This is a genomic window from Streptomyces olivaceoviridis, from assembly GCF_014650115.1.
Taxonomy (GTDB): domain Bacteria; phylum Actinomycetota; class Actinomycetes; order Streptomycetales; family Streptomycetaceae; genus Streptomyces; species Streptomyces olivaceoviridis.
The window spans coordinates 12,570-26,440 of sequence record NZ_BMUI01000038.1 but is presented as its reverse complement, the minus strand read 5'-3'; the positions used below and the strand labels follow the sequence as shown (position 1 = coordinate 26,440).

Sequence of the window (13,871 nt, the reverse complement as noted above, 5' to 3'; positions counted from 1 at the left end):
CTACCAGGGGAACGGTCGTCGAATCAAGCCAGCAAGCCAGGACACCCTCCGGACTGCGCTGGCTACCGCTGACCCGGACGCGATGACCATGACCGGCCGCGGCCTCCTCCTGGCTGACGTCCTGGCCGACCACTGGGTGCGGAGCCTCGCCCGTCCTCCCGCAGGACCGTGGGCGGAATAGGAGGCGCACAGGCGCCAGCCATGATCCGCCGCAGGGCTTGGATCACGACTGAGCAGCGCACCCGCACGGCACAATGGACACCGTGAGCGACAACAGAACGGATCTTGCCGACCTCCTGGGCACGCAGGAGACCGCGTCCCTCGAGTTCAAGCGCACCGCTAAACGCGAAGGGAAGCGCGGAGACGCCATCGCAAACGCGGTGTGCGCCATGGCCAACGATTTGGGGGGCCACGGTGGTGGCGACATCCTCATCGGTGTCGATGACAAGGGACATCCTGTCGACGACGTCGACCTGAGCGACCGAGCACTCCTTCAGCTTACCGAGCTGCGGGACGACGGGCGCATCCTCGACCGCCCGTCCCTCACCGTCGATAGGGCCATCTTTCGAGGTAAACCGGTCATCCGCCTTCATGTCGAGGCATGCGCCACTCCACCAGTCCGGTTCGAGGGCGTTATCTGGGTCCGTCCCGGCCCCACCACACGCAGGGCGAGCCGAGAGGACGAGCGTGTGCTGGCGGAGCGTCGTCGCGCCAAGGACATCCCGTTCGACACACGCCCGCTGCCTCTCACCCGCCTCGAAGACCTAGACCTTGACCTGTTCCGGCAGTCGTACCTACCATCCATGGTCGCGCCCGAGGTGATCGAGGAGAACGGCCGTCCCGTCAACCTTCAGTTGTCGTCACTCCACCTCATGACGCCGGGCGGCGCGCCGACCGTGCTCGGCCTACTCACCATCGGTCTCGACCCCGGAAGTCACATTCCCGGGGCGTACCTCCAGTTCGTCCGCTATCAGGGCATGGACCTCGACGCCCCCGTCGCGGACGAGCAGGAACTGCGTCAGAACCTGGTAGGGCTGTCGGCACGGCTCGAACCCCTTCTGCGGAGTAACCTGCGCACTCGCCTCGTGGAGGACGGCTTCCGCGAGACGCCTCGCCCAGACTATCCGCTGGAAGCACTACGCGAACTCTGCATGAATGCCCTCATGCACCGAAATTACGAGACCTCTTACGCGCCGACCCGCATCGTGTGGTTCGACGACCGCATCGAGGTCACCAACCCCGGTGGCCCCTTCGGGCAGGTCCGGGACGACAACTTCGACCGGGTCACCGATTACCGCAATCCTTCCCTGGCCGCCGCGATGAAGGGTCTCGGCTACGTGAACCGGTTCGGCCGGGGTATTGGCCGGGTGAAAAAGGCGCTAGAGACCAATGGAAACCCACCCGCCGAGTTCCAGGTCGACGACACGTCCTGGGCTGTCGTCATCCGGAGAGCCGCATGACCTCGATCGCGTTGTTCAACAATAAAGGTGGGGTGGGTAAAACGACCCTCACCTACCATCTCGCCCACATGATCAGGCGACTCGGCCTAAGTGTGCTGGCGGTCGACCTCGATCCTCAGGCCAACCTCACGTCGATGTGCCTAGAGGAAACAGAGATCGAGGAACTGTGGGAGAACTCTTCCGAGCTCATCAACCAAGGCGCGGCCATGGCGGGCCTGCCGGGTACGGGGCGGGTGCGCAGCGGTCAGACCATTGCCGACGCCGTCCGTCCCATCCTGGAGGGCACCGGTGACATCGCTGTCGTCGAGCCGGTTCGGCTCCAGCCGGACCTATGGCTGCTGCCGGGCAGTCTCGACCTGAGCCGCTTCGAGGACAAACTGTCCAATGAATGGTCACGCGCCTATGCGGGCGACGTCGCCGCCATTCGCACATCCACGTCGTTCCACCGCATCACCGAGCAGGCGGCGCGGTCCGTGGACGCCGACATCGTCCTGATCGACGTCGGCCCCAACCTGGGTGCCATCAACCGGGCCGCCCTAATCTCAGCTGACACGGTGCTAATGCCGTTGGCCGCGGACCTGTTCTCGCTGAAGGGCCTGAGCAACCTGGGTCCGACCCTGCGCCAATGGCGCACCGACTGGCAGTCCCTCGTCCTGCCAAGGGTTCCCGATAACATCTCCGCCCCTCGCGCGAGCATGCAGCCGCTGGGGTACGTCATCATGCAGCCAGAAATGCGACTTGACAGACCAGTCAAGGCGTACGAGCGATGGCTCCAGCGCATTCCCTGGGTCTATTCCTCAGCAGTCCTCGGTGAATCCCCGCCCTCGCGAGGGGACGATAGCCACCGCATTGCCACCATGAGGAATTATCGCAGTTTGATGCCCCTCGCGCACGACGCACGCAAGCCAATGTTCGATCTGCGGCCGGCTGATGGTGCACTCGGCAGCACCCAGCAATACGTGAAAACCTGCTTCAAGGAATTTAAGACGCTGTCTGAAGGAGTTCTTGCCAGGCTAGAAGATCTCCCCCGAGACACGGGCGACGCGCCTAAGGCTGGTTGATGGTTTTCATCCGACGAGTACGTCAAGAAATTGCCCCGGCTCGGCACCCATCTTGCTCGACAGATCGCGTGGGAAACAGCAGCACAGGGTCCGCCCTGGCAGGGCGGCATGTCTTCGAGGACCTGACAGCCTCGGCGGCCCCTGGTCGGCCCGAGCCGTCTCCAGGCTTGCAAGCGATCGCGGATGAGCGCAGCGGGCCATCGAGGCCGAGGAGGCGCCTTCTGGCGACGACTGACTTGACGCGCCGGTCAGCGCAGCAAGCCCCGCCCCGGTACGGGTCAGCAAGCCGGAAACCGTCCGGCCCAATGCTGACCATTTACTGACCCGGAGGCAGCGATCAGGGCTCTGACCTGCGGAAACACTCAAACGCTAGATCTTGGACTTGAACATGGTACGAAGCACGAGGAAACTCCCGGTCTGTCTGCTCCCTGCCCGCTTCTTGCGGGTCAAGGGCGTTCTCCGGAGGCTACATCGTTTCCCTGGTTCGATCAGCTGTCGCCAGGTGTTCCAGGACTCACACCGACCCGTTGCCGACCCTTCCCCCCGCAGCGTCGTGGTCCCGCCCTACGGCGGCCTGTGTGGCGGAGTCTGACGGCGGTCCGCCCGCCAGGGATATCCGCTCATATCGTGATGATCGGCGACAGGTGATGGTTTACCGCGACGTGGGTGCGGCACTCGGGCATCGCGAGTGACTCTCCCGACGAGTCCTCGCCGTGCGATGCACCGGCCAGGCGCATCGGGAGCCAGTCCGGCGGCGCACCCGGGCGGAACAGAAGGCGATCGATGACGACGATCGGTGTCGAAGAGGAGTACCTGCTGCTCGACCCGGTCACGGGTCTGCCCGTCCCTCTGGGGGACAAGGTGCGAGCAGCCGCGGGCCTGGGGCACCTCGTGGCCGACCGGGAGGTGCAGTGCGAGCTGTTGCAGGCGCAGGTCGAGGTGGCCACGCCGGTGTGCGCCACCCTGGAGGAGGTCGGGGGGCACCTGCTGCGGCTGCGGCACGCCCTCGGGGCGGCCGCCGAGGCGCACGGCTGCCGGATCGCCGCCTGCGCCACTCCCCCGCTGCGCCACGGCCACCCCGTGGCCGTCACCGACCGGGCCCGGTACCGGGCCATGCTCACCCAGGCGCCCCAGCTCGTGGCGGAGCAGCTGGTCAACGGCATGCACGTGCACGTCGGCGTCCCCAGCAGGGAGACCGGCGTGCAGGTCCTGAACCGGATCAGGGTGTGGCTGCCGGCCCTCACCGCCCTGTCCGCGAACTCCCCGCTGTGGGACGGTCACGACACGGGGTTCGCCAGCTGGCGCACCGTGATCTTCAGCCGCTGGCCGGTCAGCGGCATGCCCCCGCACTTCGCCGACATCGCCGACCACGACCGGCGCGTGCAACAGCTGCTGGACAGCGGTCTGATCTCGGACACCGGTCAGCTGTACTGGCAGGCCCGGCTCTCGGCGCGGTACCCCACCATCGAGGTCCGGTGCCTGGACGTGCAGCTGCGCGCGGACGACGCGGTGATGCTCACGGGCCTGGTACGGGCCCTCGTGGAGACCGCGCTGGCGGAGGCCGCCGTCGGCGCTCCCGCGCTCGACTGCGACCAGGAACTGCTCCAGGCGAGCATGTGGCACGCGGCCCGCCACGGACTGAGCAGCACCCTGGTCGACCCCGGTGGCCGGCAACGCCGGGCCGGCGAGATGCTGTACGAACTGCTGCGCCACGTCGCCCCCGCGCTCGACGCGTCGGGCGACAACCGGCAGGTGACGGCCCTGGTCCACCGGCTTCTGCGAAGCGGCACCGGCGCGGACCGGCAGCGCGCCGCGCTTGCCGAAGGCGGTCTGCCCGCAGTCACCGACCTGATCCTCGCCCAGAGCACCACGCCCTAGTCGGCTGAGCCGTGACGTGGCGACCGCGGTCAGGACCGCGTCTCGTCCGGCGCCTGCCCGTCCCCGTGCTGTTGACGCAGGCGTATCTCGACGTGGCCGTCGGTGACCCGGCTGTCGAAGGACGGCTGGGGCGCGGTGGCCGGGCCGCGGACGTTCCAGCCGTCCGAGAGCCGGAAGACGCTGCCGTGCCACGGGCACTGGACGCAGCCGTCGGAGACGGTGCCCTCGGAGAGCGGCCCGGCGAGGTGGCTGCACCGCTCGGCCAGGGCATGGATCTGTCCTCCGGTTTCCCGGACGACCAGGACCGGGACGTCGTCCACGCTGCGCCGTACCGGCCGGTCGACCGGGAACTCGGCCACCGTTCCGATCCGGTGCCAGCCCCGGGTGACGATGTGCGGGACCTCTTCGGCGTGGTTGGCGCCGGATGCCTGGCGGTAGGCCAGGTGGCCGCCCAGCATGCCGCCGAGTGCGACCGCCGTCAGCCCCAGGAAGCCGTAGGCCCGGCCTGCCGCGTGCCGTCCCTTGGCGCGGCTGGTGAGCGAGGCGGCGTACAGACCGACGGCCGCCGAGTTCGCGAGGGCGTGCACCAGTCCGACACGCCGCTGCTGGCGGTGCAGCTCCGCCCAGTCGACCCAGCCCGCCAGGGCCGCGGGTGCGGCGGAGGCCAGGCCGACGCCGACCAGGAGGCCCGCCTCACGGGAGCGGCCGGGGTACAGGTCCAGTACCGCCGCCGACAACCAGCTGCCGATCGGCACCTGCACCATCAGCGGATGCACCGGGTGCCCCAGCCACCTGCCGTGCAGGAGGTCCCGCCCGTCGCCGAGCGGCAGGGCCCGCACCCCCTTGCGGATCCCGTCGATCACCGCGTCGGCCCTGGGCTCCCGCTCCAGGCGGTCCAGCAGCCGCAGGAGGCGGCTTGGCCGCATCCGCGGGCGTCGGCGTGGCGTAGTACTCATGGTCGGCCGGGTCCCCACCTGCGCAGACGACAAACAGGGGTCAGGGGCACGCGCGGGCCGCGATGCCGTGGGCTCTCGGATCTCTCAGAGCGGTTGGCTCAGTGGCCCATGCCGGCGCGTGCTGCCGTCTCGTAGGGGGCGGTCCGGCCGCCGGCCCGGCTCCGGACGAGCGGTCCGTCGACCGGGCCCTCGGCGCCGCCCCCGTCACCGAACCCACCCTCGCTCCCGCCGCCCGGACCGGCGTCAAGCACCGCTGACCGCACCCGCGGGCAACGCAGCCGACTGCCGTCGCGACCCACCTGTCGGTCCCGCGTCCCGGCTATTCCCTGCGAGGGGGGTACTGGCTTCCTCTCCCTCGCAGTGCCGGGACTTCCTACGGTGGTCGCCATGACCATTCCCCCTCTCACCTTGAACAACGGCGTCGAGATGCCGGCCCTCGGCTTCGGCGTCTTCCAGTCACCCCCCGAGGGGACCGCCGAAGCGGTCGAGACCGCGTTGCGGACCGGCTACCGGCACATCGACACCGCTGCCGCGTACGGAAACGAACGCGAGGTGGGCGAGGCCATCCGCCGTTCCGGGCTGGACCGCTCGGAGGTGTTCATCGAGACCAAGGTCTGGGTGAGCGACTACGGGTACGAGCAGACCCTGCACGCCTTCGACAAGGCCGCCGGGAAGCTCGGCGTGGAGCGGATCGACCTGCTGATCCTCCACCAGCCGGCTCCGAAGGCGTTCGACGCGACCGTCGCTGCCTACCGGGCGCTGGAGAAGCTCCTGTCCGACGGGCGGGTCCGGTCCGTCGGAGTCAGCAACTTCATGCCCCGGCACCTGGCCGAGCTGCTCGAACGCGCCGACGTCGTGCCCGCCGTGAACCAGGTCGAGCTGCACCCCTACTTCACCCAGCCCCAGGTGCGGCAGGCCGACGCCGAGTACGGCATCCTCACCCAGGCGTGGTCGCCGATCGGCGGCATCACGTTCTATCCGGGCTGGGGCGAACACCGCAGGAGCACGCTCTCGGATCCCGTACTGCGCGAGATCGCCGACTCGCACGGGAAGACGCCGGCGCAGGTCATGCTCCGCTGGCACCTGCAACAGGGGCGCTCGGCGATCCCGAAATCCACCAACCCCGCGCGCATCGCCGAGAACTTCGACGTGTTCGACTTCGCACTGTCGGCCGGGGAGATCACCCGCGTCGACGCTCTGGATACCGGTGTACGCCACGGACCGGACCCCGACGAACGGGACCCCCTCAGCCTCGGGATCACCATTCCCGAGGCATGAGCGCGGCACGGCCACCGGCGGACGCGGACGGGTCGGCCCGATCACGCACTCCGGCCCCGCGCCCGGGTCAGCCGCTTCACTTCGATGACGGTCGCGACGGCGTGCAGCCAGGTGGCCGCGGTGTCGTCGGCGGCGATCCCGCCCGCGAGTTCGGCGCCGGCCCGCAGCCACTCCCGTACGAGGACGGCCGCCTCCGGGCGGGGCAGGGGCTCGGGCAGCTCCGCGGCGCGGGCGAGTCCGCCGGCGCGCACGGTGTCGGCGAGGAAGGCGACCGAGCGCGGCTCGGTGCCGAGGCGGTCGAGGACGACGGCCGCAGCCGCGGCACCGTCGCCGAACAGGGCGGTGCGCCGGGTGCCGGGCTCGGCGGTGAGGCCGTACCGCAGCAGGACGGTGATGTCGAGCCGGGCCAGCTCGTCGTCCGGGCGGTCCGGCGGGTACGGGGCGTCGTCGTTCATGGCGGGGCCTCGGGTGTCCCGTCCCTCAGCGGACGGTGACGGTGTAGGTGATGCGCTGGGGGGGCTGGGAGGGGGTGGCCGCCGCCGTGGTCGGGGTGGCGGAGGGGCCGGTCGTCTCGGGGGGCCGGGTGGAGGTGTTGCCCTGGCAGGTGGTGAACGTGCAGTGCAGCAGCGTGAACCGGGTGGTGCCCTTGCCCTTGGCCTCGAAGGTGAAGGTGAGCCGGCCGCCGGCGCCGTCCACCGGCTCGTCGCCGGAGTCGGACGCGTAGTCACGGCCGCGGCTGACCAGCACCGAGCTGTCGGGCGCGGGGTCGACCAGGTACCAGTACTCGCGGGTGGAGGCGTTCTGGTCGACGGTGAGCGAGAAGCGCTCACCCGGCCGGGCGGTGATGCTGGTGTCCTTCACCGGGTGGCCGGCCGGACGGCCCGCGGCGCTCGTGGAGCCGCCGGCCGGTTCGCCGGTGCCCGAGCCGCAGCCCGTGGCGAGAGCGAGGAGCGCGGCCACCGCGATCGCGGCACCGCCCCTGCTACCGCGGGAGATAGACGCTGTACGCGTTGGGGAGATCACTGTTGGAAGCCTTGCCCATGTGGCCGTTGATGAAGTCGTCCTCGCTGACCCAGGTGGTCGAGCCCCAGGGGTTGTACACCTGAAGCATGTCACCCTCCTGGGCGATGATGGTCATCGCGTGGGCGCCCTCCTTGCCCGAGACGTCGACCGGCACCGGCCGTCCCCGCGCCACCGACTTCTCGACCTCGGTGAGGACCGCCCTGCGGTCGGCGGCGCTGTTCAGGTCCTGCCGCTCGTAGTCGGTGCCGGTGGCGCTGCCGACGGTGGTGTCGTTGATCCGTTCCTGCCCCTCGGGCCCCATGCCGCCCCAGTTCTCGCCGCCGTCGCCTTCGGTGTGCAGCCGGTGCTGTTCGGCCACCAGGCGCTGTCTGAAGGCGTCGGGGTCGTCCTGCTGCCCGTCGGGGCCGCCGGTGAGGTCGAGCGCGTAGAGGGGGTCGACCATGGCGCGGGACGTGACGGTGGACGAGGCCACGCAGGTGCCCTCGGAGCCGTCGCCGCCCTGGATCCAGCGCTGGCCGTCGAACGTGACGTAGTCCTTGTTGTTGTTCGAGCCGTCCGGCGCCAGGCCCTCGTCGTCCCTGCTGTCCGCGGCGGTGACCACCGGAGTGAGGTGCCGGCGCAGCCAGGCCGGGCCCTTGCCGTGGATCTTGTTCTGGAACGTCTCGATCTCGGCGACGCTGTGCCCGGCGGCCAGGGCCTTCATCAGGTAGGCCCGCTCCTGCGGGCTGTCCGACTTCGCCAGCATCCGCTCCATGGCCGTCTCGTCGTCGAGGCTCAGCAGGTCCATGCGCGCCGACGCGCGCTCCAGGTCGCCGGCCGTGAGGATCTCGTTCAGTGCCGCGTCGGCGCCCGCCACGCCGGTGTCGGCGAGCATCAGCTTGTCGACGGCGGTGAGTTCGCTGGTCCCCATCTTCCCGGCCCGTGCCTCGGCGGCCCACTTGTTCAGGTCCCGGGCCGCGACGCGGGTGGCCTCCTGGGCGTCGGCCACGGCGGCGTGCATCAGGTCGACCGCAAAGGAGCCGAAGTGGGCGGCGTTCTTGCGGTCCCACTCCTCCTCGTCGTTCTCGTGCAGGTCGTCGAAGAAGCCGTCCTTGCCGCCGAGCGTCTTCTTCTGCTCCAGCAGCTGTCCGCGGCCCTGCTCGTCCTTGCGCTGCGCGGCGCCGATCGCGTCGGCCAGCGTCAGCAGCACCGTCGCGCAGCCCTGGAACGCCTCGCTCATCCGGTTCACGGACCGCCCGGCGGCCTTCACCACGTCGGAGGCGAGGACGCTCGTGTCGCCGACCCACACCTCCAAAAGGCCCTTGCGGCCCACCCGGTCGACCTGGTCGAAGACGCTGCCGACGTGGTCGACCTGGCCGCGGTAGAGGCTTGCCAGACCCTCCAGCACGGCCGGGTCGCCGCCCGGTTCGGGCACCGAGAGGGCGTCGTCGATCAGGTCGAGGAGCTCGTTCTTGCTCCCGGCGGCGAGCATCTTCTCGGACAGCCCCGCTAGCCACGTGAGACGGAGGGAAGGGGAGTCGAGAGGAGAGGAGAAGAACGACACCGGCCCGTTCCTCAGTAGCTCGACAGGACCGAGGTGCGCCCGCCCCGCGCCGATGTGTCGGTGAGGCCGCTCGCGCCGCCGACGGGGACGCCGTCCGCGTGCGTCTTCACCAGGCTGTCGGTGCCCTGGTAGGTCTTCTTGGCCAACTGCACCTTGCCGCCGAGCTCGTGCAGCGCCGACGCCAGTGTCTTGGCCTCCGCCTCCCAGGCCGTGACGAACGCGTTCAGCGCCGACGCGGCGTCCTGGCCGCCGACCTCGCCGTACGAGTAACTCGTGCGGGACTTCACGGCCGAGCCGACGCCGTCCATGTCCGTGCCGGCGTCGTCGAGTTGCTGGGCCTGCCCGGTCATGCCTGCCTTGACCTGGTAACCGTCCGAGCCCACCGCCGTCTCCCCCGCACGCGTTCGATCGTGACCGCGGGCAGGCTAACACGCAGCCTGTATACGCAGATCACACGTCGTCCGGCACACATACCTCCTCCACATCACCCACCACTGCGGCATGGCCGGGCGCTCGTCCCTGGCCCAGGCGGTTGGGTGCGACTCACCGTGACCTTCGACTCCCTTCGTCCCACTGCCCAGTGCCGTGTCCGCGTATGCCGGAGGGCGATGATGCTGCTCGCTTCGGCGGGCGGGAACCGGGTGCCGGTGATCGCCCAGCTGGTCCGGGCCGATGAGGACACCGTGCGCGACCTGATCCCAACCGGTTTGGCTTGCCCTGCGAAGACCTGGTCCGGGAAGCGGTCCAGAACACACGGTTGCTGCTCCGTGGGCGACGCCCCCCTGTGGGGTGTCGACCGCCGCCGCGAGGGCACCGTCAACACCCTGGCCGCGCTGAAGTCGAGCCGCGCCGCCCGACCCGACGGCGCCCCGATCCACATCATCCTGGACGACCTCTCCGCCCACACCGGCGCCACCCCACGCAGACCCAGGCACTGCACCGCTACCCGCGCCGGCGCAACGCCAACGCCCGCCACCCCGACGTACTCGCCGCCCAACGCAAGGAACGCGCCCGCATCCGCGGCGAGAAGGGCATCCGCCGGGGCGGACGCCCCTCAACGCCGCTGCCTGACCGACCGCGAACCGCAGCCCCGGAGTGCCGAAAGGGACAAGTTCACGAGAAGGACAGCGACAGGAGGGCGACTCAGGAGACGGACGGCTTGATCTCCCCCGCGAAGACGATGACCTGGTCGATGAGGCTCCGCCGCAGATGGACGACGTCCGTTCCCGCCAGGCGGGGGCCGCCATCCGGCGTGGTGAAGACCCACTGGTACCGGGCCCACTCGTCAGGCATGTCCACCGCCGAGCAGCGCACCATCGTGCCGGTCCCCGCCGGGTGGCGCCGGATGTCCAGCACGAACCGCTCGACCGCAGCGATTCCTTCGCTGCGACCCAACGGCCCCCAGAAGACCACGTCTGAGGTCAGGGCCTGGGAGAGCAGGGCAGTCACATAGCTGTCGTCCGAGGCGTTGAACGCGGAGATGAACGTGTCGATCGCGGAGCGTGCCGTCTCTTCCTGCATGCCCCAGTAATACCAGCCGCTGCGCGTCCGCTCGTCCCGCGAGCCGCCTTCCGATCACGGTGGACCGTCCCGGTCACAGCACTGGGCGCACACCTGACCGGACGCGTGCAGGGAACCGGCGCCCCGAGCGCATGCTTGGCCTCCTGGCTCGGCCGTGGAGTCGAGCTCACCAACACCCTTGTCCTTCTGGGCATTTGAGCGACGCGCGCGCCCACCCGCGATCGTGCTGCCGTTCGGAGCGGGGCGCACCTCGCCGATCGCCGTGGACGACGTCGCCCGGACGGTCGCGGCCGTGTTGCGCGACCCCCTGCCCCACGTGGGACACGCGCACGAGTTGACCGGGCCGCGCACCGTGGACATGACGGAGATGGCCGAGGCCTTCTCGAAGGCGCTGGGGAGTCCGGTGTCGTACGGGGACGTGCTCCTCGACCGGTGGCGCGAGGAGGTGCTCTCCGTGATCGGCCTGCCGCCGCGCGTCGAGCGGCACATCGTCACCATGTGCCGCCTGCACCGGCAGAACCGCTACGACCGGGCTTCCGGCGACGTGGAGCGCCTGACCGGCGCCCCGCCGGGACGATCGAGGAGTTCGTGGCGGCCCGCGAGGACTTCTGCCCGGTCTGACGGATGCCTCGGGCGGGCTCGCCGTCCACGGGAGCGCACCCCCGTGCCTCCCCGTGCCTCAGACAGGTCGCATCACCTGGGCCAGCCCCTCCGGAGTGTCGCGCACCTCCGGAGGCGGGCCCGGGTCGCACCCGTAGGTCACCCCGCCTACGGTGACCTGGCTCGTCGCCTCGAACAGCGGCAGGTGCTCGGTCCGGCCGTCGGCCGGCCCGCCGACGAAGGTCACCAGCACACTGATCGAACTCGGGTCCATCGAAGCCGTCGCCTCCCCACGCTCCATGTCACCGTGCATCCTGCCAGGCCGGCGCGAGCCGTACGAACGCCAGGACGCCCGGTTCACCGGCGGCCGGGTTCAGGAGGGCGGTTCCGTGCCGGACTGTTCGCCGACCATGTGCCGCGCGTACCAGTCCGGCCAGTCCGGGTCCTCCGTGCCGATGCGGGCCTCGTGTTCCCCGTGCGCCGCCGCGGCCCGCCGCAGGGCGCCGGCCAGGTCGTCGGCCGAGGAGTACGAGGTGGTCGTGGGATCCAGCCGGCCCGGGAGGCGTGTGGTGACCTCCTGGAGGAACCAGCCGTTGCCGTCCGGGTCGCTGAAGGCCAGGTAGGAGCCGTAACTGCCGCGCTTCGGGTCGGGACCGGGCACCCGGGCCTCGGTGCCGGCGTGGTGGAAGATCCCGCCGGCGTCGTGGAACACCTCGCTCGGGTCGGCGCCGCACCGCGTCAGCTCCTCGTGGGCGGCCTCGATGTCGTCGACGACCAGGTACAGGCCCTGGGCCGAGCCCGGGGGCCGGTCGGTGACCGATCGGCCGAAGATGACCGACGCCGGGGAACCCGGAGGGGTCACCTGCACCACCCGGAAGTCCTCCTCGGGGGCGAAGTCCCCGTCGAGCCTCCAGCCGAGGGCGGTGTAGAAGTCCTTGGCACGGTCGACGTCGGCCACCGGCACCACGACGATCTCCAGTTTCATGTCCATGACTTGCGCTCCCCGTCTCGATGCGTCAGTGGGTCACGAGCTGCTGGCCGCCGTCGATGTCGTAGGTGGCGCCGGTGAGGGCGCCGTTGGTCATGATGTGCAGTGCGAGGGCGGCGACGTCCGCCGGCCCGACCACCCGGCCGATGGGCAGTGTCCTTCTCAACTCCTCGCGGCGAGCCTCCAGTCGGTCACCGAGGAGGGAGGCCGACAGGGGGGTGTCCACGAACCCGGCGGCGATCAGGTTGACCCGGACGGGGGCGACCTCCAGTGCCAGGTTGGCGGTCAGCGCGGGCAGCGCGGCGGTGACGGCGCCCGTCACCGCCATCCCGGGGGCCGGCCGGCGGCCACCGGTACCGCCGATGAACAACAGCGTCCCCCCGGCCCTGACCTTCTCCCGGCTCGCCCGTGCCACCGCGAGCAGCATCGCGATGCGCCCGCCGAAGTCCCGCCCCGCGTCGGTCAGGTCGAGTTCGGCGAGGGGGGTGTACGACGGGCTGCCCGCCGTGACCAACACATGGTCGACCTGCCCGGGCAGCTCGCCGAGGAATCGCTCCAGACGGCCGCTGTCCCGGGCGTCGAACGCGGCGGTGCTCCGCGGGTGCAGTTCGTCCGCCGCCCGCCGCAGACGTTCGGCGTCGCGCGCCACGAGCACCAGTTCGCCGTCGGCCGCACGTACCTGGCGCGCGGTCTCCAGGCCGATGCCCGCGCTGCCTCCCACCACCACGACCGTCTGCCCGGCCAGCCCTCCGCGCGTTCCGCTCACCGGCTGTCACCGCCGTTCACGATGTCGACGAACTCGTCCGTGGTGAGGACGGCGTGGGCGTACAGAGGCGCGTTGATGTCGCACGTCGCCGTCATCTCCTCCCAGCTGAAGGCGGCGATGGCGTCACGGACGAGGGTCACGTGGTAGCCCAGTTCCTGACCGAAGCGTGCGGTGGTGTCCACGCAGGTGTTGGCCCGCATGCCGATGAGCACAACGTTCCGGACGTGGTGCTGCTTGAGCAGGAAGTCCAGGTCCGTGTTGGCGAAACCGCTCGACGCCCAGTGCTGGCGCGTGACGAACTCGCCCTCGCCGGGCCGGAAGTCGGGGTGCCACTCGGCTCCCCAGCTGCCCGCGGCGAAGGTCTGCTGCCGCACGATGCGCCGCTGGGTCGGGGACAGGTGGTCCCACGTGACGTAGTCGTCCGGCGTCGTCTGGTGATGGGGCACGATGAAGACGCGGAAGCCCTGGCCGCGGGCCGTGGCGAGCATGGTGCGCATGTGGTCCAGCAGGCCGACGCCTTCCGCCACTTCCTTCCCGCGCGGCCACAGCTTGCCGCCCTCGGACAGGAAGTCGTTGTACGGGTCGATGATCAGGAGGGCGGTTCGGTCCGGGGAGTACAGCGCTTCGGGGGTCTCGGAAGTCATGGAGGGTTCCCATCCGGCCGGCGCACGGGCACGCCCCGAGCCGGCTGCCGCGGGCCCGGGCTCGGACACTTCAGTCTGTCACCCGTCCCGCCGGACGGCATCCGCGCCGATGGGCAGGTGAGCCGGGCCGGGGGCGGCCTCGGCTGCCGAGGG

14 protein-coding genes and 1 pseudogene are annotated in these 13,871 nt (G+C 70.4%); 5 read left to right on the top strand and 10 right to left on the bottom strand.

Annotation, left to right across the window (positions count from 1 at the left end; all coding sequences use genetic code 11):
• Positions 1 to 254 precede the first annotated feature (254 nt).
• The 3 genes from IE273_RS38500 (at position 255) to IE273_RS38490 (ending at position 4,399) form a co-directional block, all read left to right on the top strand.
• A complete protein-coding gene (locus IE273_RS38500) occupies positions 255 to 1,460 on the top strand; it encodes an RNA/DNA-binding domain-containing protein (RefSeq protein ID WP_189819784.1) in 1,206 nt (401 codons plus the stop codon).
• Complete coding sequence (locus tag IE273_RS38495; RefSeq protein ID WP_189819783.1) at positions 1,457 to 2,521, top strand: ParA family protein; 1,065 nt, start codon at positions 1,457 to 1,459, stop codon at positions 2,519 to 2,521. The genes IE273_RS38500 and IE273_RS38495 overlap by 4 nt, the downstream gene beginning before the upstream one ends.
• Before the next feature lie 783 nt (positions 2,522 to 3,304).
• Positions 3,305 to 4,399: a carboxylate-amine ligase gene (locus tag IE273_RS38490; protein ID WP_189819782.1), complete on the top strand. Its 1,095-nt coding sequence runs from the start codon at positions 3,305 to 3,307 to the stop codon at positions 4,397 to 4,399.
• 29 nt (positions 4,400 to 4,428) lie between these two features.
• Here the strand turns inward: IE273_RS38490 and IE273_RS38485 are convergent, their stop codons facing one another.
• Positions 4,429 to 5,355, bottom strand: a complete 927-nt coding sequence (locus IE273_RS38485) for a Rieske (2Fe-2S) protein (RefSeq protein ID WP_373309468.1) — start codon at positions 5,353 to 5,355, stop codon at positions 4,429 to 4,431.
• A gap of 387 nt (positions 5,356 to 5,742) precedes the next feature.
• On the opposite strand from IE273_RS38485, the gene IE273_RS38480 reads away from it, so the two are divergent.
• Positions 5,743 to 6,633: an aldo/keto reductase gene (locus IE273_RS38480; RefSeq protein ID WP_189819781.1), complete on the top strand. Its 891-nt coding sequence runs from the start codon at positions 5,743 to 5,745 to the stop codon at positions 6,631 to 6,633.
• A gap of 41 nt (positions 6,634 to 6,674) precedes the next feature.
• Here IE273_RS38480 and IE273_RS38475 read toward each other — a convergent pair whose 3' ends face one another.
• Genes IE273_RS38475 through IE273_RS38460 form a run of 4 tightly spaced genes read right to left on the bottom strand, consistent with a single transcriptional unit; the run spans position 6,675 to position 9,582 of the window.
• Complete coding sequence (locus IE273_RS38475) at positions 6,675 to 7,088, bottom strand: hypothetical protein (protein ID WP_189819780.1); 414 nt, start codon at positions 7,086 to 7,088, stop codon at positions 6,675 to 6,677.
• 25 nt (positions 7,089 to 7,113) lie between these two features.
• Entirely contained in the window at positions 7,114 to 7,593 is a 480-nt protein-coding gene (locus IE273_RS38470; RefSeq protein ID WP_189819779.1) for a protease inhibitor I42 family protein, read from the bottom strand.
• Positions 7,594 to 7,615: 22 nt separating this feature from the next.
• Positions 7,616 to 9,199, bottom strand: coding sequence for a peptidoglycan-binding protein (locus IE273_RS38465; protein ID WP_189819778.1), 1,584 nt, complete (start codon positions 9,197 to 9,199; stop codon positions 7,616 to 7,618).
• A gap of 11 nt (positions 9,200 to 9,210) precedes the next feature.
• On the bottom strand, positions 9,211 to 9,582 hold the full coding sequence (locus tag IE273_RS38460; RefSeq protein WP_189819777.1) for a hypothetical protein: 372 nt from the start codon (positions 9,580 to 9,582) through the stop codon (positions 9,211 to 9,213).
• Positions 9,583 to 9,798: 216 nt separating this feature from the next.
• On the opposite strand from IE273_RS38460, the pseudogene IE273_RS44205 reads away from it, so the two are divergent.
• A pseudogene (locus IE273_RS44205) lies at positions 9,799 to 10,268 on the top strand (hypothetical protein); the annotation flags it as partial.
• Between the two features lie 74 nt (positions 10,269 to 10,342).
• Here the strand turns inward: IE273_RS44205 and IE273_RS38455 are convergent.
• The 5 genes from IE273_RS38455 to IE273_RS38435 all read right to left on the bottom strand — a co-directional run bounded on the left by IE273_RS38455 (position 10,343) and on the right by IE273_RS38435 (position 13,718).
• A complete protein-coding gene (locus IE273_RS38455) occupies positions 10,343 to 10,720 on the bottom strand; it encodes a nuclear transport factor 2 family protein (RefSeq protein WP_189819776.1) in 378 nt (125 codons plus the stop codon).
• Between the two features lie 679 nt (positions 10,721 to 11,399).
• Positions 11,400 to 11,621: a hypothetical protein gene (locus IE273_RS38450; RefSeq protein WP_229887979.1), complete on the bottom strand. Its 222-nt coding sequence runs from the start codon at positions 11,619 to 11,621 to the stop codon at positions 11,400 to 11,402.
• A 72-nt stretch (positions 11,622 to 11,693) separates the two neighbouring features.
• Positions 11,694 to 12,311 (bottom strand): VOC family protein, encoded by a 618-nt coding sequence (locus IE273_RS38445; RefSeq protein ID WP_189819775.1) that lies wholly within the window; start codon positions 12,309 to 12,311, stop codon positions 11,694 to 11,696.
• 25 nt (positions 12,312 to 12,336) lie between these two features.
• Entirely contained in the window at positions 12,337 to 13,074 is a 738-nt protein-coding gene (locus IE273_RS38440; RefSeq protein WP_189819774.1) for an SDR family oxidoreductase, read from the bottom strand.
• Positions 13,071 to 13,718: a cysteine hydrolase family protein gene (locus IE273_RS38435; RefSeq protein WP_189819773.1), complete on the bottom strand. Its 648-nt coding sequence runs from the start codon at positions 13,716 to 13,718 to the stop codon at positions 13,071 to 13,073. Before IE273_RS38435 ends, IE273_RS38440 begins: the two co-directional genes overlap by 4 nt.
• Between the last annotated feature and the right edge of the window lie 153 nt (positions 13,719 to 13,871).